At 71.0% G+C, this 20141-nt stretch carries 16 protein-coding genes; 10 read left to right on the forward strand and 6 right to left on the reverse strand.

Translation table 11 applies throughout. The features are described from left to right. Nucleotides 1-5 precede the first annotated feature (5 nt). Together ACFY1H_RS43510 and ACFY1H_RS43515 are read left to right on the forward strand one after the other, a co-directional pair. Nucleotides 6-833 carry a MarR family transcriptional regulator gene (locus ACFY1H_RS43510; protein WP_386955995.1) on the forward strand — a complete coding sequence of 276 codons (828 nt, stop codon included), beginning with the start codon at nucleotides 6-8 and terminating at the stop codon, nucleotides 831-833. A gap of 73 nt (nucleotides 834-906) precedes the next feature. After that, the gene (locus ACFY1H_RS43515) at nucleotides 907-1623 is read left to right on the forward strand and encodes a peptidoglycan recognition family protein (RefSeq protein WP_386955996.1); all 717 of its coding nucleotides are present in this window, start codon (nucleotides 907-909) and stop codon (nucleotides 1621-1623) included. On the opposite strand, the gene ACFY1H_RS43520 is transcribed toward ACFY1H_RS43515, so the two are convergent. Then, on the reverse strand, nucleotides 1562-2926 hold the full coding sequence (locus tag ACFY1H_RS43520; protein WP_386955997.1) for a glutamine synthetase: 1365 nt from the start codon (nucleotides 2924-2926) through the stop codon (nucleotides 1562-1564). The two genes, ACFY1H_RS43515 and ACFY1H_RS43520, sit on opposite strands and share 62 nt — an antisense overlap. Nucleotides 2927-3015: 89 nt before the next feature. Between ACFY1H_RS43520 and ACFY1H_RS43525 the strand changes: the two genes are divergently transcribed. Beyond that, nucleotides 3016-4455 carry an APC family permease gene (locus ACFY1H_RS43525; RefSeq protein ID WP_386955998.1) on the forward strand — a complete coding sequence of 480 codons (1440 nt, stop codon included), beginning with the start codon at nucleotides 3016-3018 and terminating at the stop codon, nucleotides 4453-4455. A gap of 121 nt (nucleotides 4456-4576) precedes the next feature. Here the strand turns inward: ACFY1H_RS43525 and ACFY1H_RS43530 are convergent, their stop codons facing one another. Further along, nucleotides 4577-5224, reverse strand: a complete 648-nt coding sequence (locus ACFY1H_RS43530) for a hypothetical protein (RefSeq protein ID WP_386955999.1) — start codon at nucleotides 5222-5224, stop codon at nucleotides 4577-4579. Nucleotides 5225-5369: 145 nt separating this feature from the next. On the opposite strand from ACFY1H_RS43530, the gene ACFY1H_RS43535 reads away from it, so the two are divergent. The 5 genes from ACFY1H_RS43535 to lgt all read left to right on the forward strand — a co-directional run bounded on the left by ACFY1H_RS43535 (nucleotide 5370) and on the right by lgt (nucleotide 9941). Further along, nucleotides 5370-6218, forward strand: coding sequence for a helix-turn-helix domain-containing protein (locus tag ACFY1H_RS43535; protein ID WP_386956000.1), 849 nt, complete (start codon nucleotides 5370-5372; stop codon nucleotides 6216-6218). After that, a complete protein-coding gene (locus ACFY1H_RS43540; protein ID WP_386956001.1) occupies nucleotides 6215-6394 on the forward strand; it encodes a DUF397 domain-containing protein in 180 nt (59 codons plus the stop codon). Before ACFY1H_RS43535 ends, ACFY1H_RS43540 begins: the two co-directional genes overlap by 4 nt. A gap of 82 nt (nucleotides 6395-6476) precedes the next feature. Then, nucleotides 6477-7607, forward strand: a complete 1131-nt coding sequence (locus ACFY1H_RS43545; RefSeq protein WP_386956002.1) for an amidohydrolase family protein — start codon at nucleotides 6477-6479, stop codon at nucleotides 7605-7607. Further along, nucleotides 7604-8779, forward strand: a complete 1176-nt coding sequence (locus tag ACFY1H_RS43550; protein ID WP_386956003.1) for a M20 family metallopeptidase — start codon at nucleotides 7604-7606, stop codon at nucleotides 8777-8779. The genes ACFY1H_RS43545 and ACFY1H_RS43550 overlap by 4 nt, the downstream gene beginning before the upstream one ends. Before the next feature lie 145 nt (nucleotides 8780-8924). Next, the gene (gene lgt, locus ACFY1H_RS43555) at nucleotides 8925-9941 is read left to right on the forward strand and encodes a prolipoprotein diacylglyceryl transferase (RefSeq protein WP_386956083.1); all 1017 of its coding nucleotides are present in this window, start codon (nucleotides 8925-8927) and stop codon (nucleotides 9939-9941) included. 232 nt (nucleotides 9942-10173) lie between these two features. Here lgt and ACFY1H_RS43560 read toward each other — a convergent pair whose 3' ends face one another. The 4 genes from ACFY1H_RS43560 to ACFY1H_RS43575 all read right to left on the reverse strand — a co-directional run bounded on the left by ACFY1H_RS43560 (nucleotide 10174) and on the right by ACFY1H_RS43575 (nucleotide 13709). Further along, a complete protein-coding gene (locus ACFY1H_RS43560; protein WP_386956004.1) occupies nucleotides 10174-10995 on the reverse strand; it encodes a hypothetical protein in 822 nt (273 codons plus the stop codon). Between the two features lie 14 nt (nucleotides 10996-11009). Beyond that, nucleotides 11010-12401, reverse strand: a complete 1392-nt coding sequence (locus ACFY1H_RS43565) for a hypothetical protein (RefSeq protein ID WP_386956005.1) — start codon at nucleotides 12399-12401, stop codon at nucleotides 11010-11012. 41 nt (nucleotides 12402-12442) lie between these two features. Beyond that, complete coding sequence (locus tag ACFY1H_RS43570; RefSeq protein ID WP_366583719.1) at nucleotides 12443-12781, reverse strand: hypothetical protein; 339 nt, start codon at nucleotides 12779-12781, stop codon at nucleotides 12443-12445. Between the two features lie 142 nt (nucleotides 12782-12923). Further along, a complete protein-coding gene (locus ACFY1H_RS43575) occupies nucleotides 12924-13709 on the reverse strand; it encodes an SDR family oxidoreductase (protein WP_366583720.1) in 786 nt (261 codons plus the stop codon). A 371-nt stretch (nucleotides 13710-14080) separates the two neighbouring features. On the opposite strand from ACFY1H_RS43575, the gene gltB reads away from it, so the two are divergent. Together gltB and ACFY1H_RS43585 are read left to right on the forward strand one after the other, a co-directional pair. After that, a complete protein-coding gene (gene gltB / locus ACFY1H_RS43580; RefSeq protein WP_366583721.1) occupies nucleotides 14081-18622 on the forward strand; it encodes a glutamate synthase large subunit in 4542 nt (1513 codons plus the stop codon). Continuing rightward, nucleotides 18615-20123 carry a glutamate synthase subunit beta gene (locus ACFY1H_RS43585; RefSeq protein ID WP_366583722.1) on the forward strand — a complete coding sequence of 503 codons (1509 nt, stop codon included), beginning with the start codon at nucleotides 18615-18617 and terminating at the stop codon, nucleotides 20121-20123. Before gltB ends, ACFY1H_RS43585 begins: the two co-directional genes overlap by 8 nt. Nucleotides 20124-20141 lie beyond the last annotated feature (18 nt).

A 20141-nucleotide genomic window follows, 5' to 3' on the forward strand; every position in this document is an offset into this window, starting at 1 on the left:
GGGCCATGACCCGCACCGCCCGTCGCATGTTCGAGCTCCTGGAGCCGATCTGCCTGGTCACGTTCTTGTCCGACGAGTGCAACGACGAGCTGGCGGCGCTCGGCCACCGCACCTACTGGGACGGCTACTTCGCCAGCCGCGCCGCACCGCTGGGGCGCGTGCCGGCGGAGGTCGTGCACGCGGCCTTCTACAACTTCGCCGACGGCGAGGTCGCGCGGCACATCCCGAGCGCGTGGGAGACGATCCCGCCCGAGGCCTCCGTCGCCGCCCGGCAACGCGGCAGCGCCGCCTCGCTGCGCCGAATCCTCGGCGACGAGCTGGCCGGCTCCCCGGGCCTGGTGCGCGCCGCCGACCTGACCACCCAGGCCGCCACGCTCGCGCCCACCGTCGGCCGGATGATGTTCGCCGGGATGCGCACCCTCCCGGTGCCCACCGACCCCGTCGCCCGCCTGTGGCACTCCGCCACCATGCTGCGCGAACACCGTGGAGACGGCCACATCGCCGCCCTCCTCAGCGCGGGCATCGACGGCACGGAAGCCCACGTACTTTCCGCAATCGACATGGGCATCCACCCGCCCGAGTCGTTCGGGCGCGTCCACCACCTCCCTGAGCCTCGGCTGGCCGCGGTGATGGCCGGCCTGCGCTCCCGCGGCCTCGTCGACGCCGGCGGCCACTTCACCGACGCCGGCCGCGAGACCAAGCAACGCATCGAGACTGTGACGGACGAGCTTGCCGCTCCGCCGTATGAGGCGCTGTCTGCTGCGGAGCTCGACGAGTTGATCGCTGCTTTGGAGCCGATTACGGCGAGGCTGGTGGCCACGGGGTCACAGTGACGAGCGGCGGGGGCTGTGCAGGAACTCGGCCATTTGTACAGATCATGTACGCCCCGCGCCGACCCTCCACAGCATGGAATTCACTCACCTTCCCCGGCGCTCGTTCCTTCGTGGCGCCGCCGGTCTCACCGCCGCGACGGCCGCCGGGCTGCTCCTGCCGGGAGCCCAAGCCGAAGCCCAAGCCGCCACCGAACCCCGCATCTACAGCTGCGCCGAGTGGGGCGCCCGCCCACCCGCGGATCCGTTGACCACCCTCGACCACCCGGCCAACCGCGTCCTCGTGCACCACATCGCGTGCCCCAACAGCACGGAGTATTCGCTGGCCCACGCGTTCCAGGTGGCGCGCGACGATCAGGCCGACCACATCGACAACAACGGCTGGTCCGACACCGGCCAGCACTTCACGATCTCCCGCGGCGGCTACCGCATGGAGGGCCGCCACGGCAGCCTCGACGCGTTGCGCAGCGGCAACCGGATCGTGCGCGCCGCCCATTGTCCCGGGCAGAACGACAATGCGATCGGCATCGAGAACGAAGGCACCTACACCTTGGTCGAACCGCCGCAGGCGCAGTGGGATTCGCTGGTCGTCTTCGTCGCGTACGTTTGCGAGCAGTACGGCATCCCCGTCGAGGAGATCAAGGGCCACCGCGACTACTACAACACCGAATGCCCGGGCGACAAGCTCTACGCGAAGCTCCCGCAGCTGCGTGACGAAGTCGCCGCGCAGCTCAGTGAAGCCAGCGCATCACGGCGCACAACGAGTCGGCGTCAAGCCCGCCCAGTTCGGTGATCTCGCCGCGGCGCACGTCCATCAACGTCGTCGCCAGTTCCGCGCCGAAGGCCGACTTCAGCGCGTCGTCGGCGACGAACGCGGCGACGGCCTCCTCCAGTGAGCGGGGGAGGCGAACCACGCCCGCGGCGGCAGCGTCACCAGGAGACAACGTCCCCGGGTCCACCGCCACCGGCTCCGGCAGCCGCGCCGCGGAATCGAGGCCCGCGATTCCCGCGAACAGCAGCCCGGCGACGACCAGATACGGATTGGCCGTGAGATCAAAACATTTCACTTCGAAATTCGCGGCCGTGTCCCGTTTCCCCGCCGGGCCGCGCACCAACCGCAGCGGCGCTTCCCGGTTTTCCAGGCCCCACGCGGTGAACACGCCGGCCCAGTGGTGCGGTTCGAGCCGCAGGTAACTCACCACGGAAGGCGCCCCGACGGCCAGCAACGCCGGCAACCGCCCGAAAATCCCCGCGGCGAACGACTCGGCCACCTCGCTCAGCCCGAACACCGCGTCGCCGCCGGCGCACAGATTGCGCCCGCCCGCCCACAGGCTGCAGTGCACGTGCCCGCCGTTGCCCACGCCGCCGGGCGCGAACTTAGGCGTGAACGACGTCTTCAACCCGTGGTTCATCCCCACCGCGCGGATCGTCTCGCGCGCCAGCACCGCGACGTCCGCCGCGCGCACCGGATCGTCGGCCGACACGGAAACCTCGAACTGCCCCGCGGCGTACTCCGGGTGCACCTGTTCGACCCCGACCTGCTGACTGTCCAAAGCGGACACCAGATCTCGCACGTACGCCGACTGCTCGGCCAGCCGCGAATACCCGTACGCCGGCCCCGCCACGGGCGCCCCGCTCGGCCCGGCGACGACCCACTCGAGCTCGAACGCCATCCGCGCCGAAAACCCGCGTTCGGCCAGCTTCGCCACCGCCGTCGCCGCGAGCGCGCGTGAGTCCTGCGGGTGTGGCTCGCCTTCCTGGTCGTAGCGCAGCGCCGGCGCCCACGCCCACCCCCGCTGCGCGTCGAGCACCGTGAGCGCGTCGAGGTCCGGGTGCAGCCGCAGGTCGCCGACGGGGCCGAGCGAGTACGCGCCCGACGTGATCGTGTCCGTGCACAGGAAGAAGTCGAACGAGTTCGACGCGCCCACACCCCACGCCGCGACCTCGGCGAGCCGGTTCACCGGAACCGCCTTCACGCGCGAGATCCCGGAGTTGTCGACGAAGGTCACCGCCACCACCTCGACCCCCGAACGGCCCAGCCGCGCCGCTTCCTCGGCACCTCGCCTGGAAAGTTCAACCCGATCGAGCTGGCTCATCCTGCCCCCGCGATGTTCACTGTGTACTTCACGCCGTCGTCCTCGCCGGCCGTGGAACCACCTGCTGCCTCCGGACGAAGGAGCGCATCGTGTCAGACATCGTCGAAACCCGTCCAGCGCTGCGGCGCACTCTCTCGGTGTGGCAGGCCGTGGGCCTGTCCGTGGCGCTGATGGCGCCGAGCATGGCCGCCAACATCAACCCCCAGCAGACGGCGGCCGCGGCCGGGCGCGCCGTGCCGCTGGCCTTCCTGCTCTCGGCCGCCGGCGTGCTGCTGGTCGCCTACGGCTTCGTCCGCCTCTGCCAGCACTACCACCACGCGGGCTCGGTCTACGCGTTCGTCGGCGCGACGCTCGGCCCGCGCGCCGGGGTGGTGTCGGGCATCGGCCTGCTCGGCACGTACACCTTCTACGCCGTGGTCACGAGCTCCGCCGCGGGCACGCTCGGTACAGCCTTCCTCACGCAGGTGGGGATCTGGCCGAACCCTCCGTGGTGGGGGCCGTTCGTGCTCACGGGCGTCGCGCTCGTCGGCAGCTGGCTGCTCGCGGTGGCGCCCGCGCGCCGCGGCACGTCGACGCTGCTCGCCGTGGAAGGCGCGACGATCGCGGTCATCCTCCTGGTCACCGCCGTGATCCTGGTCCGCCTGATCGCCGGCAACGCACCCGGCGACGCCCACTTCACGATGTCGGTGTTCACCTTCACCCCGGACGTCGGCCTGTCCGGCGTGTTCCTCGGCGCCGTGTTCGGCTTCCTGTCCTTCGCGGGCTTCGAAGCCGCCGCGACGCTCGGCGAGGAGACCCGCGACCCACGCCGCAACATCCCGCGCGCCATCCTCGGCACCGCCATCTTCGGCGGCGCGTTCTTCGTGATCGTGACGGCCGTGGAGATGATGGCGTTCCGCTCCGACGCCCAGGCCTTCCACGACTCGCCCTCCCTGCTCGGCGATCTGGGCAGCACGTTCGTCGGCTCGTGGGCCGGCGACGTCATCAGCGTGGGCGCGGCGATCTCCGCCTTCGGCTGCTGCCTCGCCTGCGTGGTCGGCGGCTCGCGCCTGCTCTTCGCCCTGGGCCGCGACGCCTTCGGCGGCCACGGCATCGGCCGCACGTCCCCCAAGGGCACGCCGGTCGTCGCCGTCACGGCGGTGGCGTCGGCGGCCGCCCTCATCATCGTGGTGTGTGCGGTGTTCTTCGGCGCGACGGCGGCGGACACCTTCGCGTGGAGCGGGTCCATCGGCACGCTGATCCTGCTGGTGATCTACCTGCTGACCACCCTCGGCGCCATCCTGCTGCTCTTCGTGCGCCGGCGCATGCACGTCCCGTGGTGGCACCTGATCTTCCCGCTCGGCGCGCTCGCGCTGCTGGGCTACACGGTGTACGTCAACGTCGTCCCCTACCCGACCGAAGGCCCGGCCCGCTGGTTCCCCGTCACGGCGGGCGCGGTGCTCGTGCTGGCCATCCTCTTGGTCATCGCCGCACCCGGCTTCGCCCGCCGGGTGGGGGAGAAGCTGAGCGTGGCCGCCTCGGACGGGTAGCCGCCCGACGACGCCCCCGGAGCCCGAGAAGCCACCGGGGGCGCCGGCCTCCGCCGCCGCGCGGCGAAGCGGGAACCCGGCCACCGCGCCCGCTCGGGGTACGGCCGCGGCGGCCGGGAGCTCATTCGCCCGGCAGGTGCGGCTCGTCGTCGCCGGTTTCGGGGTTGCCGTCGTAGACCACGGAATCGTCGTCGCCGATCCACCAGCCCACGTCCATCACCTCCGGCCCGACCAGGTACAGGCGCACGGTGTAGCCGAAGAAGCGCGCCAACATCATCACGTTCGCCACCGCGTGATCCACGAACACCGGCGCGTTCTCCTTGCGCCACAACGCGATCGCGTCGATCCCCAACGCCGCCGCGACCTCGTCGCACGTGTACCCCGCCCGCTGCCGCAGCCGGCGCAGCTGCCGCTGCAGGCGCCACAGCTCGGTCATCGCGTGCTCGTCGGCGGGGTTGTCGCCGTGGGGCATCCGCTGCCGCCACGGCGGGCGCCGCTGCCCCGGATCGTCCTCCACGAGCAGCACCCGCAGGGAACAGCCGAGGAACCCGGCGTACGCCTCGAGCAACGGCACCGTCGTACTCGTCGCCGCCCGCGTCTTCACCACGAGCACGTTCGCCGCCCGGAGACCCAGCATCCGCCCGGCTTCGCGGAAGCTCAGGCCCTCCTCCCGGCGGATCTGGTCGAGCCGCTCGGCCACGGTGACGAGCTGCTCGAGAGCCGACAGCCGGATCGGCGCTGTCTCCTGCTCCGCGAGTTCCACTGTCATGTCCTCTCCCGTCTTTCCGGCCGGTGCCGCCCTGGTGCCATTCGGTGCCGCCGAAAGCCGAAGAACTATGAACGGCGGCACCAGTTAGCACAATGCACCGATAGAGTTAATTGGTGGCACCAAAAGATGTGCTTTGCTGTGGTGCATGGCTGGCACCACTCCCCGAGCGCGCGCCATCGGCGCCGAACTCCGCAGGGCCCGAGAAGACGCCGGGCTGAGCGCACGCACGCTGGCGGCCCGGCTGGGCGTCGCGCACACCACGGTCGGTCGCTGGGAGTCGGGCGAGCGCAGCCCGCGCCCGACCGACGTCGCCGCGGTGCTCGGCGCACTCGGCGCGGACCACGAGCTGCGCGAGGAACTGATCGAGCTGTCCCGCAACACCGATGGGCGCCACTGGGTCGCCTCCGGCCTCCCGGAGCAGAAGCGCCAGCTCGCGGCCCTGCTCGAACTGGAGCGCGATGCGGCGCGGATCGTGAACGTGTCGTCGTTGCTGATCCCCGGGCTGCTCCAGACCTCCGGCTATGCGCGCGCGATCATCGGTGGCGGCGGAGTCCCTGCCGGCGAGGTCGAAACCCGGGTTGCCGTCCGGATCGGCCGTCGTGACGTGATCATGCGGCGTTCGCGACCGGCCGAGCTGCTTGCGGTGATCGATGAGACCGCGCTGCGCCGGAACATCGGCGGACCGGTCGTGATGGCCGAGCAACTGCAGGCGCTCGACGAGGCGAGCCGCTGGGGCAACGTGACATTGCGCGCCATTCCCGAGTCGGCCGGCTGGCACCCCGCACTGGAAGGCCCGTTCGATCTGCTGGAGTTCTCCGACCGCACATCGGTGGTGCAGATCGAGAACCGGCGATCCGCCTTGTTCTTCCACGAAGCCGTCGATGTCGAGGCTTACCAGCAGGCGATCGATAGAGTTCAGGACATTGCGATGAGCCCCGAAGCGACACAAGAGCTCATCGCCGATGTCCTCGGCGACTTGGAGACGACGGGATGAAACAACCCTTCACCGACTGGCGGAAGTCAAGTCGGTCGCAGAACACCTCGAATTGCGTGGAAGTCGCGGTGACAGCCGACCTCGTCGGTGTCCGTGACACGAAGCAGCGGGAAGCCGGTCACCTCATGGCGACCCGCGACGGATGGTCGGCGTTCCTCGCGCAGCTCGGGCGTTGACCAGCCGGTACTGAACAGCGGAAAGCCCTCAGCGACCCGAGAACGCTGAGGGCTTTCCGCTGTCCGCCCTTATGGTGGGGACATGCTGGACTTCGTCGCGGAGGCGCCGCTGGTCGACCACCACTGCCACGGCGTGGTGACGGGCACGCTGGAACGCGAGCGCTTCGAGCGGATGCTCACCGAGGCCGACAGCGTCTCGCCGCTGGGGACGTCGCTGTTCGACTCGCTCGTCGGGCTCGCCGTGCGCGAGCGGTGCGCGCCGGTCCTCGACCTGCCGAAGCACGCAAAACCGGACGACTACCTCGCCCGGCGCGCCGAGCTGGGCGCCGAGGAGGTCAACCGGCGGTTCCTGCGCGGCACCGGGACCACCGACTTCCTGCTCGACGGCGGTTTCCAGCCCGACGAGCTCACCGGCACCGCCGAGTTCGCCCGCCTCGCCGGCGCCCGCGCGCACGACGTGGTGCGGCTCGAACAGGTCGCCGAGGACGTGGTGCGCGCCGGCACCACGGCGGGCCGGTTCGCCGCCGACTTCGGGGCGGAGCTGGAAAAACGGGCGAAGGACGCCGTCGGGGTGAAGTCGATCGCGGCGTACCGGGTGGGGCTGGGGCTGTCGGGGGAGCGGCCCGACGCCGTCGAAGTGGTCGACGCGGCCGGGCGGTGGCTCGCGCGCGTCGGGGCCGGGCTGGGGCTGCGCCTGGCCGACGAGGTGCTGCACCGCCACCTCGTGTGGGCGGGCATCGACCTCGGGCTGCCCGTGCAGTTCCACGTGGGCTACGGCGACTCCGACGTCGACCTGCACCGCTGCGATCCCTTGCTGCTCACCGAGTTCCTGCGTGCGACGCGCGAGACCGGCGTGCCGATCCTGCTGCTGCACAACTACCCGTTCCACCGCAACGCCGCCTACCTCGCGCAGGTCTTCGAGCACGTCTTCGTGGACACCGGCCTCATCACGCACAACGCCGGCTTCCGCGCGCCCGCGATCCTGGCCGAGACGCTGGAGCTCGTGCCGTTCGGCAAGCTGCTGTTCTCCACCGACGCGTTCGGCCTCGCGGAGCTCTACCACCTCGGCACAACCCTGTTCCGCCAAGGGCTTTCCGACTTCCTGCAGCCAACGCTCGAAGCCGACGCACTGTCCGAAGTGGACGCCCAACGGCTCGTGCGCCTCGCCGGCCACGAGAACGCGACCCGGATCTACCGCCTGGAGCCCCGATGACCGACCTGGCCGCGCGCTGGCGCGCCGCCCTCGCCGACGAGCTGCCGGACGCGATCGAGCTGCGCCACCGGCTGCACGCCGACCCGCGCGCGTCCGGCGACGAGGAGGACACCGCGCGCGTGGTGGCCGCCGCGCTGGGCGCCGGCGAAGGCCTGCGCGTCGCCAAGACGGGACGGCTGGTCGAGCTGCCCGGTGAGCACGCCGGCCCCGCCGTGGCGCTGCGGGCGGAGATGGACGCGTTGCCGATCGTCGAGCGCACGGGCGCAGCCTGGGCGTCGGACTCGGGCCTGATGCACGCGTGCGGCCACGACGTGCACCTGGCCGCACTGGTCGCCGTCTGCCGGGCGGCGCAACGCGTGGACCTGCCGCGACGGCTGGTCGCGGTGTTGCAGCCGCGTGAGGAGACATCGCCTTCGGGTGCGCTGGACATCGTCGAGTCGGGGGCGCTGGAGGAGGTCGGCGTGGACACCGTGATCGGCGCCCACGTGCAGCCGCGGCTCGCGCACAACGTCGTCTCCGCCGCCCCCGGGCCGGTGAACGCGTCGACCGACGAGTTCGAGATCGTGCTCCATGGCCAGGGCGGCCACGCGGGGTACCCGTACCTGGTGCGCGACCCGGTGCTGGCGCTGAGCCAGCTCGTGGTCAGCCTGCAGCAGCTCGCGAGCCGCCGGATCGACCCCGTGCACGGCGCCGTCTGCACGGTCGGGCGCATCCACGCCGGCACGGCCGCCAACGTCGTCCCCAACACCGCCACCGCGCTCGGCTCGCTGCGGCTCATGCGCGCGAGCGACCGCGACCGCGCGCTGGACGTGCTGGCCGAGATCGTGCACGCCACCGCCCGCGCCTACGGCTGCACCGCAGACCTGCAGATCAGCCCGTGCGAGCCCGTGCTGGTCAACGACCCGGCGCTCGCCGCGGGCGCCCAGACGTGGCTGCTCGACGGCGGTGCCGACGTCGACGTGGACTTCCGCTCCTTCGGCGCCGACGACTTCGCCCACTACTGCGGCACCGGCACCCGCGGGCTGATGCTGTTCGTCGGCCTCGGCGACACCGCGGGCGCGCCCAGCCTGCACGACGAGGTGTTCCTGCCCGAGGACGCCGCCGTCGGCCAGGTGGCGCGCGCACTGATGGCCGGGTACCTCGCCGCTCTGCAGCCGGGCGGCTACGAGTAGTCACCGTCGCGACCGGACCGTGACCGGTCCTTCACGAACCCTTCGGCGGCTCCCTCACCACACCGGAGCATTGACGCGCTACGGTGACCGCGTGTATTCCGCCTCGGCAGCCTTCCTGGCCACGATCCCGAGCCCCGACCGCGGTGTGTGGCACCTGGGGTTCATCCCGATCCGCGCCTACGCACTGTGCATCATCGCCGGCATCATCGTGGCGATCTGGTGGGGCGAGCGCAGGTGGGCCGCGCGCGGGGGCACCAAGGGGACCGTGATCGACATCGCCGTGTTCGCGGTGCCGTTCGGCCTCGTCGGCGGTCGCCTCTACCACGTGATCACCGACCCCGAGCTGTACTTCACGGCCGGCAAGAACCCGTGGAACGCCTTCGCCATCTGGGACGGCGGCCTCGGCATCTGGGGCGCCATCGCCCTCGGTGGCGTCGGCGCCCTGATCGCCTGCCGCCGCAAGGGCATCCCCCTCCCGGCGCTGGCCGACGCGATCGCCCCCGGCATCGTCACGGCGCAGGCCATCGGCCGCATCGGCAACTACTTCAACCAGGAGCTCTACGGCGCGCACACCGACCTGCCGTGGGGCCTGGAGATCTACCAGCGCATCGACCCGACGACCGGGCTGCCGAACGAGCTCACCGGCATCGCCACCGGCCACGTCCCGCTGCCCGACAGCCCCGTGCACCCGACCTTCCTGTACGAGCTGATCTGGAACCTGCTCGTCGCTCTCGTCGTGGTCTGGGCCGACCGCCGCTTCAAGCTCGGCCACGGCCGCGCGTTCGCCCTGTACGTGGCCGGCTACACCCTCGGCCGCTGCTGGATCGAGTTCATGCGCACCGACAACGCGAACCACATCCTGGGCCTGCGCGTCAACGTGTGGACCTCGATCCTGGTCTTCATCGGCGCGGTGGTCTACATGATCGTGGCCAAGAAACGCGGTCCTCGCGAGCTGCCCGAGACCCTGCGAAGCCGGGGCGATGAACGGGATGCGGTGGCGGAATCGCCGGAATCGGACTCGTCTTCCTCGGACTCGGCCCCTGCTTCGCCGAAGGCCGAGGCCGACTCGCCTGACGACGGCCCGACGGTGGAAGCCCGCGACGAGATCACTGTCGACGCCGGTTCGTCCGGCTCGGACTCGGACAAACCCGAGAAGTCCTGACCCGGTTTTTCACGCACGAGGTCCCCGGCTCGCGGTTCGAGCCGGGGACCTCGTGCGTTGGTGGTCTGGGCACTCGTAGCCGGCCGCGCGCCGCGGTCGCCTGGGGCGGCATCGGGCGTTGCGGGCTCGGTGCGGTGGATGGTCCGAGACCGTTCGCGCCTGCGCTTGGGTTCCCGGCGCTCGCGGGTGGTGGTGGCGGTGAGCACCGGCACCACCACCCGTCAGCCGGGGGTCAGCCGAGCGGGGAGCCGCCGAAGTAGTCGTCGTCGCCGTCGGAGCGGTCTTCGCCGCGGGGGCGGCGCGGGGAGGGCGGGTCCTGGCGTTTCGGGGTGCCGCGGTCGGCGAGGGGGCTGGTGAACTCGTCGTCGTCCGGGGTGGTGAAGCGCAGGCGCGGGTCCTCGTGCCGGGGTGCGGCGTGCCGGCCGTGGTCTGGTTCCGGCGAAGGCGGCGAAGGCGGTGCGGGCGATGCCGGCGGCTTGCGGTCGGCCAGCGGGTTCGCGAAGTCGTCGTCGGGCGGGGGAGCGCTGTGGCGGCCCGGCGGCGGCGCCGGGTGAGCCGGTGAGGCGCTGCTCGCCAGCGGATCGTCCGTCGAGAAGCCCTTCGGTTCCTCCGCGGCGGCCGGGTACGTGGAGCGGTTCGAGTCGGCGAGGAAGTCGCGCGAGCCCGTGCGGGCTTCGAGCACCTCCTCGGGCGACAGGCCCTCCTGCATCTCCTCGTACATGTCCTTGGCGTCGCCGAGCTTGGCATCGGCCAGGGCGCGCACTTCGGGGTCGGCGAAGGCCTTGCCGGAGGCAACGTCCTTCCACGTCAGCTCGCCGGCGTCGACCTTGCGCTTGACCAGGCGCAGGGCGGCCGGGGCGTCGGGCTTCGAGGCGGCGGTCTTGAGCGCCTCGACGCGTTCGGGCGTGTCGGTCTTGGGCAACGGCTTGAGGCGGATCTTCTCGAGGTCCTTCAGCAGCTGCCGCGACTTGCTCACGGTGCTGTCGAGCGCCGATTCCGCCTGGCGGATCTCCGGCGTCTTCCACGCGTCCTGCGCGGGGGTGGGCCGTGACATGACGGCGGGTCCTCTCAGTCGTCGATGCGGCCGCTGATCCGGCCGCTGCCGGAGTGGGCCGGGGTGCGGGTCTTGCGGCGGCTGTCCCAGTGGTCCTTGTTGTCCTCGTGGTTGCCGCGGGACTCCTCGACGCCGTCCTTCACGGAGTCCTTGATGTCGCCCACGTCGCCGGCGATGTCCTTGGCGTTGTCCTTGATGTCGCCGACGTCGCCCGCGATGCCCTTGCCGATGTCGACCACGTCGGAGATGCTGCCGACGTCCTTGATCTTCGCCAGCTGCGACCCGATGTCCTTCACCGAGTTCCACAGGTCGCCGACCTTCTGCACGATGTCCTTGATCATGTCGATGATCGAGATCAGCGCGTTGATGAGCGGCAGGATCTCCGACAGCCCGGTGATCGCGTCGGCGATCCACCCCGCGATCGGCACGCACGCCTCGGCCGCCATCACCAGCAGCCGGTCGATCAGGCTCTTCAACAGGTCGAGCGCCTTGGCCGCCAGCTTCTGCGACGTGTCCGACAGCAGCTCGAACCCCTTGGCGATCAGCTCCGCGATCCCGGCCTCCGCGGCCAGCCCCGCGCGCCACCCGAGGTCCACGTACGCCTTGTGCGCCAGCGATGCCGGGCCCGACCAGCTCTCGCCGAGGATCTTCTCATTGCCCACCATCACGGTCGAGAACGCCTTCATCGCCTCGGCGATGTTGCGCCACGCCTTGGCGTCGGCGGAGATCTTCGAGAAGTCACCGGTGATCGGCTCGATGAACATCTGGGTGAGCGTCTGGCCCGTCAGCTGCTGGAAGATCCACTCGACGGCCATGACCTCGACGCCGGCCTCTTTGACGAGGTCCTGGATGTCCTCGCCGGACGTGTCCTCGGGCGGCTGCAGCTGTTCGCTGATCGAGCTGCCCTCGTCGAACCCGCTCGGCGACGTCGTCGGCGCGGCGCCGGGATCCCCTCCGGACGACGACGGGGAATCACCACCGTCATCGGAGTCGTCGTCATCGTCCGAGTCGTCGTCCGAGTCGTCGTCTTCGGGCTCGTCGGAGTCGTCCTCGTCGTCCTTCTTCTTTTTCTCGTCCTTGTCCTCGTCGCCCTTGTTCTTGCCGTCCTCGTCCTCGCCCTGCCCCGGCCGCTTGCGCTCGTCGCCCTCGTCCTGGCCGGGACGGTTCGGGTTGCGCGGGTCCTCCGGCTGGTGCCCCTGCGGCGGCACTCCAGGCGCCGGCGTGCCGGGGGTGTGCTGCTGCGGCGGCGAACCCGGCCGGTTCGGCGGTGCGGTCGGGTGCTGCGGCGGCGTGTTCGGGTGCGGCGGTGGCGGTGTGTTCGCGTGCCCTTGCCGGGGCGGGGCAGGGTGCGTCGGCGTGTGGTGCGTCGTTCCGCCGGACCCGCCCGGGTGGCTGTGCCTGGCCATGTCGTTCCCCCTCGGTGGTGGTCGGAGTCAGTGGTGGGTGGTCACTTCGCGGCGGGCGCGCCGACCTCGTCGATCGCGATGCCGAACTCCTTGAGGACCGCCGCGACCTGGCCGTCGTGGTGGTCGTAGGAGTCGGCGGCGGAGCGGACGCCCTGGCTCAGCGAGGTGAGGCGGTTGTCGCCGAAGTCGAGGGTGCTGCCGTAGAGGTTGCCGACCAGGTCGACCACGGGCTGCAGCAACGCGAACAAGCCGGTGAAGCCCGACTTGTCGCACGCGGTCGTGCGCATGTAGTCCCTGATCTTGCCGACCTGGGCGTGCAGCCCGTCGACGACGTCCGCGTACTCGCGCATGACGTCGGTGTGTACGTCGAAGTCCGACACCGATTCCCTCCCCGTGATCGTCGGTCGACGAACACTATGGCAGGAAGTGATCACCCAGCGTGGGGTGTTTCGGGAAATCCACCGGTTCGGAAACAGCAACCCGTCAAAACGGGCATATCAGTCACGAATCCACAAAGGACGGTCAGAGGTCCGGCAGGCCGAGTTCGAGGTTCGGCGCCTGGAGCCCACCGTCCACTTCGAGCACCTTGCCCGTCACGTACGCGCCGGCCGGCGAAGCCAGGTACAGCACCGCCGAAGCCACGTCGTCGGCGGAACCGATGCGCTGCAACGGGGTTGCGCTCTCCATCTTCACGCGGATCTCTTCGTTGCCCGCCACCAGTTCCAGCGCCGACGTGAGCACCGAGCCCACGCTGATCGCGTTCACGCGCACCTTCGGCGCGAGGTCCACGGCGGCCAGCCGCGTGTAGTGCGCCAGCGCGGCCTTCGCCGTGCCGTAGGCGAGAAAACCGCGGCCCTGCACGCGGCCCATGATCGACGAGATGTTGACGACCGCGCCGCCGCTTTCGAGCAGCGCCGGGGTCGCGGCGACGGTCAGCGCGTGGGCCGTCGCGACGTTGAACCGGAACGCTTCCTCGAGGAAGTCCGTCGTCGACTCGACGAACGGCCGCGGGTACGTGCCACCGACGTTGTTGACGACGATGTCAAGCCGCCCGAACGCCTCCATGGCCTCGGCGGCCAGCGCGCCGGCCGCGGCCGGGTCCGACAGGTCGGCCGTCACCACGTGCGCGCGGCGCCCGGCCGCGGCCACGCGGGCGGCCACCTCGTTCAGCTGGGACTCGGTGCGGGAGGCGATGACCACGTCGGCACCCGCCTCGGCGAGCGCCACGGCGGTGGCCGCGCCGATGCCGCGACCGGCGCCGGTGACCACCGCGACGCGGTCCGTGACACGGAACCGATCGAGGATCATGCGGCGGACGCTAACACGGTTGCGCGGCGAGCGGGATCGGTCACACGGGCGATCACTCAGCGCGCACAGATCCCAGGAAAACGGCCGGAAACGGCTGTGTCAGGCCGGATGCGTAAAAGTCCGGTTACACTTGACGGAACAGCCCAGATCCGATAGTTAGCTAAGCGAACGACCTGGGTGCCGTCAGGAACTACGTCGTTCCGCGCAGCCAGATCGTTACCGTTCACCGTCGTCCGGGGCGCTCTGAGGTGCTGCTCCGGTGTTTCCCAGGTGTTAAAGTCGCGCTAACAAGCGGGCCATCGTCGTCCCGTGCGCTCCCCACGGCCGGTCCGCCGGCCTCGCACGAAGACGACGAAGGAGGTCCCTTTTCCATGATCTTCTCCGCCATTCCCGGCAAGCAGGGTCTCTACGACCCGGCGAACGAGCTGGACTCCTGCGGTGTGGCCATGGTGGCCGACATCCAGGGGCGCCGCTCCCACGGCATCGTCGCCGACGGGCTGACCGCGCTGGCGAACCTCGAACACCGCGGCGCCGCGGGCGCCGAACCCACGAGTGGTGACGGCGCGGGCATCCTGCTGCAGCTGCCCGACGAGCTGCTGCGCGCAGAAGCCGGCTTCGCCCTGCCTCAGGCCGGCGCCTACGCCGCCGGCATCGCGTTCCTGCCCGGCGAGGCCGAGCAGCGCCGCAAGGCCGTCGAGCTGGCCGAACGCATCGCCGCCGAAGAGGGCCTGGAGGTCCTCGGCTGGCGTGAGGTCCCCGTCGACGCGGACCGGGCCGGAATCGGTCCCACCGCGCGTTCGGTGATGCCCCACTTCGCCATGCTGTTCGTCTCGTCGCCGGGCGGGGAAGCCGGGCTGGAGCTCGAACGGCTGGTCTTCTGCCTGCGCAAGCGCGTGGAGCACGAGAGCGCGGCCTCGGGCTGCGGCACGTACTTCCCGTCGCTGTCGGCGCGCACGATCGTCTACAAAGGCATGCTCACCACCGCGCAGCTGCCCGCGTTTTTCAGCGACCTCACCGACGAGCGGCTCGAGAGCGCGATCGCCCTGGTGCACTCGCGGTTCTCCACCAACACGTTCCCGTCGTGGCCGCTCGCGCACCCGTTCCGGTTCGTGGCGCACAACGGCGAGATCAACACAGTGCGCGGCAACCGCAACCGCATGCGCGCCCGCGAGGCGCTGCTGGAGTCCGACCTGATCCCGGGCGACCTCACGCGGCTGTTCCCGATCTGCTCGCCCGACGCGTCGGACTCGGCGTCGTTCGACGAGGTGCTGGAGCTGCTGCACCTCGGCGGCCGGTCGCTGCCGCACGCGGTGCTGATGATGATCCCCGAAGCGTGGGAGAACCACGCGACGATGGACCCGGCGCGGCGCGCGTTCTACCAGTTCCACGCGAGCCTCATCGAGCCGTGGGACGGCCCGGCCTGCGTCACGTTCACCGACGGCACGCTCGTCGGCGCGGTCCTGGACCGCAACGGCCTGCGCCCGGCGCGCTGGTGGCAGACGGTCGACGGCCGCGTGGTCCTCGCCAGCGAGGCCGGCGTGCTCGACGTGGCCCCCGGAGACGTCGTGGCGAAGGGCCGCCTCAAGCCGGGCCGGATGTTCCTCGTGGACACCGAGGCCGGCCGCATCGTCTCCGACGACGAGGTGAAGTCGGCGCTGGCCGCGGAACAGCCGTACGAGGGCTGGCTGCACGCCGGGCTGCTGAAGCTCGCCGAGCTGCCGGACCGCGACCACGTGGTGCAGAGCCACGACTCCGTGCTGCGCCGGCAGCTCGCCTTCGGCTACACCGAGGAAGAGCTCAAGATCCTGCTCGCGCCGATGGCCGCCAAGGGCGCCGAGCCGCTCGGTTCGATGGGCACGGACACCCCGGTCGCCGTGCTGTCGAAGCGTTCGCGGCTGCTGTACGAGTACTTCAAGCAGAACTTCGCGCAGGTCACCAACCCGCCGCTCGACGCGATCCGTGAAGAGCTGGTCACTTCGATGTCACGCATCATGGGTCCGGAGCGCAACTTGCTCGCGCCCGGCCCCGCGTCGTGCCGGCACCTGAACCTGCCTTACCCGGTGATCGACAACGACGAGCTCGCCAAGCTCATCCACGTCAACGACGACGGCGACCTGCCGGGCTTCGCGTGCAGTGTCCTTTCCGGACTGTACGAAGTGGACGGCGGCGCCGAGGCGCTGGCCGCCGCGATCGAGCGAGTACGCCGGGAAGCGTCGGAAGCGATCGCCGCCGGGGCGCGCACGCTCGTGCTGTCCGACCGCGACTCCGACCACCGCATGGCGCCGATCCCGTCGCTGCTGCTGGTCTCCGCGGTGCACCACCACCTGGTGCGCACCAAGGAACGTCTGCGCGTCGCGCTCGTCGTGGAGACGGGCGACGCGCGCGAGGTGCACCACATCGCCGTGCTGCTGGGCTACGGCGCCGCCGCGGTGAACCCGTACCTCGCGTTCGAGACGATCGAGGACATGATCGCCCAGGGCGCGGTCACGGGCATCGAGGCGGGCAAGGCGATCCGCAACTACGTGCAGGCGCTCGTGAAGGGCGTCCTGAAGATCATGTCGAAGATGGGCATCTCCACCGTCGGCGCATACACGGCGGCGCAGGTGTTCGAGTCGCTCGGCCTGAGCCAGGACCTGCTCGACGAGTACTTCACGGGCACGTCCTCGAAGCTCGGCGGCGTGGGGCTCGACGTGCTGGCCGAGGAGGTCGCGGTGCGCCACCGCCGCGCCTACCCGGACAACCCGACCGACCGTGTCCACCGTGGACTCGACACCGGCGGCGAGTACGCCTACCGCCGCGAGGGCGAGCTGCACCTGTTCACGCCGGAGACGGTGTTCCTGCTGCAGCACGCGTCGAAGACCGGCCGCGAAGAGGTGTACCGCTCCTACACCGAAGAGGTGCACCGCCTCTACCGCGAGGGCGGCGCGCTGCGCGGGCTGTTCAAGTTCCGCGACAGCGTGCGCGAGCCCGTGCCGCTCGACGAGGTGGAGCCCGCGTCGGCGATCCTCAAGCGCTTCAACACCGGCGCCATGTCCTACGGCTCGATCTCGGCCGAGGCCCACGAGACGCTCGCCATCGCGATGAACCGCATCGGCGGCCGCTCCAACACCGGTGAGGGCGGCGAAGACCCGGAGCGCCTGTACGACTCCGAGCGCCGCAGCGCGATCAAGCAGGTCGCTTCGGGCCGCTTCGGCGTGACGAGCGAGTACCTGGTCAACGCCACCGACATCCAGATCAAGATGGCGCAGGGCGCGAAGCCCGGCGAAGGCGGCCAGCTGCCGCCGAACAAGGTGTACCCGTGGATCGCGCGCACGCGGCACTCGACGCCGGGCGTCGGGCTGATCTCGCCGCCGCCGCACCACGACATCTACTCCATCGAGGACCTGGCGCAGCTGATCCACGACCTCAAGAACGCCAACGAGCAGGCCCGCGTCCACGTGAAGCTGGTCTCCTCGCTCGGGGTCGGCACGGTCGCGGCCGGTGTGTCGAAGGCCCACGCCGACGTGGTGCTCATCTCCGGGCACGACGGCGGCACCGGCGCCTCGCCGATGAACTCGCTCAAGCACGCCGGCACGCCGTGGGAGATCGGCCTCGCCGAGACCCAGCAGACGTTGCTGCTCAACGGGTTGCGCGACCGCATCACCGTGCAGGTCGACGGCGCCATGAAGACCGGGCGCGACGTGGTGATCGCGGCGCTGCTCGGCGCCGAGGAGTACGGCTTCGCGACGGCCCCCCTCGTCGTCGCGGGCTGCGTGATGATGCGCGTGTGCCACCTCGACACCTGCCCGGTCGGCGTCGCGACGCAGAGCCCCGAGCTGCGCAAGCGGTACACCGGCCAGGTCGAGCACGTCGTGAAGTTCTTCGAGTTCGTGGCCGAGGAGGTGCGGGAAACGCTGGCGCAGCTGGGTTTCCGCACGCTCGACGAGGCCATCGGGCACGCCGAGGTGCTCGACACCGCCGAGGCCGAGGCGCACTGGAAGTCGGCCGGGCTCGACCTCAAGCCGATCTTCGAGGTGCCGGCCGAGACCCCGTACGGCGGGGCGAAGCGGCGCGTGCGGGCGCAGGACCACGGCCTGGAGCACGCCCTGGACCGCACGCTCATCCAGCTCGCCGAGGCGGCGCTGGAGGACGCGCACCCGGTGCGCCTGGAGCTGCCGGTGCGCAACGTGAACCGCACCGTCGGCACGTTGCTGGGCTCGGAGATCACCCGCCGCTACGGCGGTGAGGGCCTGCCCGAGGACACGATCCACGTGCTGCTCACCGGTTCGGCCGGGCAGTCGCTGGGCGCGTTCCTCCCGCGCGGCATCACGCTCGACATGGTCGGCGACGCCAACGACTACGTCGGCAAGGGCCTCTCCGGTGGCCGCATCATCGTGCGGCCCGACCCCGAAGCCGTGTTCTCCGCCGAGCGCCAGACGATCGCGGGCAACACGCTCGCGTACGGCGCCACGGCCGGCGAGATGTTCCTGCGGGGCCAGGTGGGCGAACGTTTCTGCGTGCGCAACTCCGGTGCCACGGTCGTCGCCGAGGGCGTCGGCGACCACGCCTTCGAGTACATGACCGGCGGCCGCGCCGTGGTGCTCGGCCCGACGGGCCGCAACCTCGCGGCCGGCATGTCCGGCGGCACCGCGTACGTGCTCGACCTCGATCGCGCCAAGGTCAACGGTGACATGGTGGATCTGTCCGTGCCGGGTTCCGAGGACCTGGTGTGGCTCAAGCAGATCGTCCAGCAGCACCACGACCTGACCCGCTCGGCGGTGGCCGCGTCGCTCCTCGGCGACTGGACGCGGCGTTCGGTGGCCTTCACCAAGGTGATGCCGCGCGACTACCAGCGGGTCCTCGACGCGGCGACGGCGGCTCGTGCCGCCGGCCGCGACGTCGACGAAGCGATCATGGAGGCCGCTCGTGGCTGACCCGACCGGTTTTCTCAAGTATCGGCGTGAAGAGCCGAAGAAGAAGTCCAAAGAGGACCGTCTCGCCTCCTGGGGTGAGGTCTACGCGGACGTGGAGCCGGGCGAGCGCAACGAAACCGTGCGCACGCAGGCCTCGCGCTGCATGGACTGCGGCATCCCGTTCTGCCACTCCGGCGCCTCGGGCTGCCCGCTCGGCAACCTGATCCCCGAGTGGAATGACCTCGTCCGCCGCGGCGACTGGGCCGCGGCGAGCGACCGCCTGCACGCCACCAACAACTTCCCCGAGTTCACCGGGAAGCTGTGCCCGGCGCCGTGCGAGGCCGGCTGCGTGCTGTCGATCTCGCCGCTCTCGGGCGGGCCGGTGGCCATCAAGCGGGTGGAGGCGACGATCGCCGACCAGTCGTGGGAAGCCGGGTACGTGCAGCCGCAGGTGTCCGAGGTGTCCTCGGGCCGCCGCGTCGCCGTGGTCGGGTCCGGGCCGGCCGGGCTCGCCGCCGCCCAGCAGCTCACGCGCGCGGGCCACGAGGTCACGGTGTTCGAGCGCGACGACCGCCTCGGCGGCCTGCTGCGCTACGGCATCCCCGAGTTCAAGATGGAGAAGAAGGTCCTCGACCGGCGCCTTGCGCAGCTGCGCAAGGAAGGCACGCGGTTCGTCACCGGCTGCGAGGTCGGCGTGGACCTCACGGTGGAGGACCTGCGCGAGCAGTACGACGCTGTGGTGCTCGCCGTCGGCGCGCTGCGCGGTCGCGACGACCGGACCACGCCGGGCCGCGAGCTGCGCGGCATCCACCTGGCCATGGAGCACCTCGTGCCCGCCAACCGGTTCGTGGAGGGCGACGGCCCGTCGCCGATCGACGCGGCCGGCAAGCACGTGGTCGTGATCGGCGGCGGCGACACCGGCGCCGACTCCTACGGCACCGCCACCCGCCAGGGCGCGCTGTCGGTGACGCAGCTGGACCAGTACCCCGTGCCGCCGACGAGCCGCGACGACGGCCGCTCACCGTGGCCCACGTGGCCCTACATCCTGCGCACCTACCCGGCGCACGAGGAGGCCGGCGAGCGCAAGTTCGCCGTGGCCGTGAAGCGGTTCGTCGACGACGGTGCAGGCAACGTCAAGGCCCTCGAGTTGCAGCAGGTCCGCGTGGTGAAGGACCCGGAGACGGGCCGGCGCGAGGTCGTGCCGACGAGCGACGAGGTCGAGGTGCTGCCCGCCGACCTGGTGCTGCTGGCGATCGGCTTCGAAGGCGTGGAGCACATGCCGCTGCTCGACGGGCTCGGCCTTTCCCTGACGCGGCGCGGCACTTTGTCGTGCGGCGCCGACTGGCAGACCGAGACGCCGGGCGTGTTCGTCTGCGGCGACGCCCACCGCGGCGCGTCGCTGGTGGTGTGGGCCATCGCCGAGGGCCGGTCCGTGGCCAACGCCGTGGACGCGTTCCTCATGGGCGACTCGGACCTGCCGGCTCCGGTGCACCCGACGGCGTTGCCCCTCGCAGTGGTCTGATCCGTCCCCTGTACGCAG

The organism is Amycolatopsis sp. NPDC001319 (assembly GCF_042896185.1).
GTDB lineage: Bacteria > Actinomycetota > Actinomycetes > Mycobacteriales > Pseudonocardiaceae > Amycolatopsis.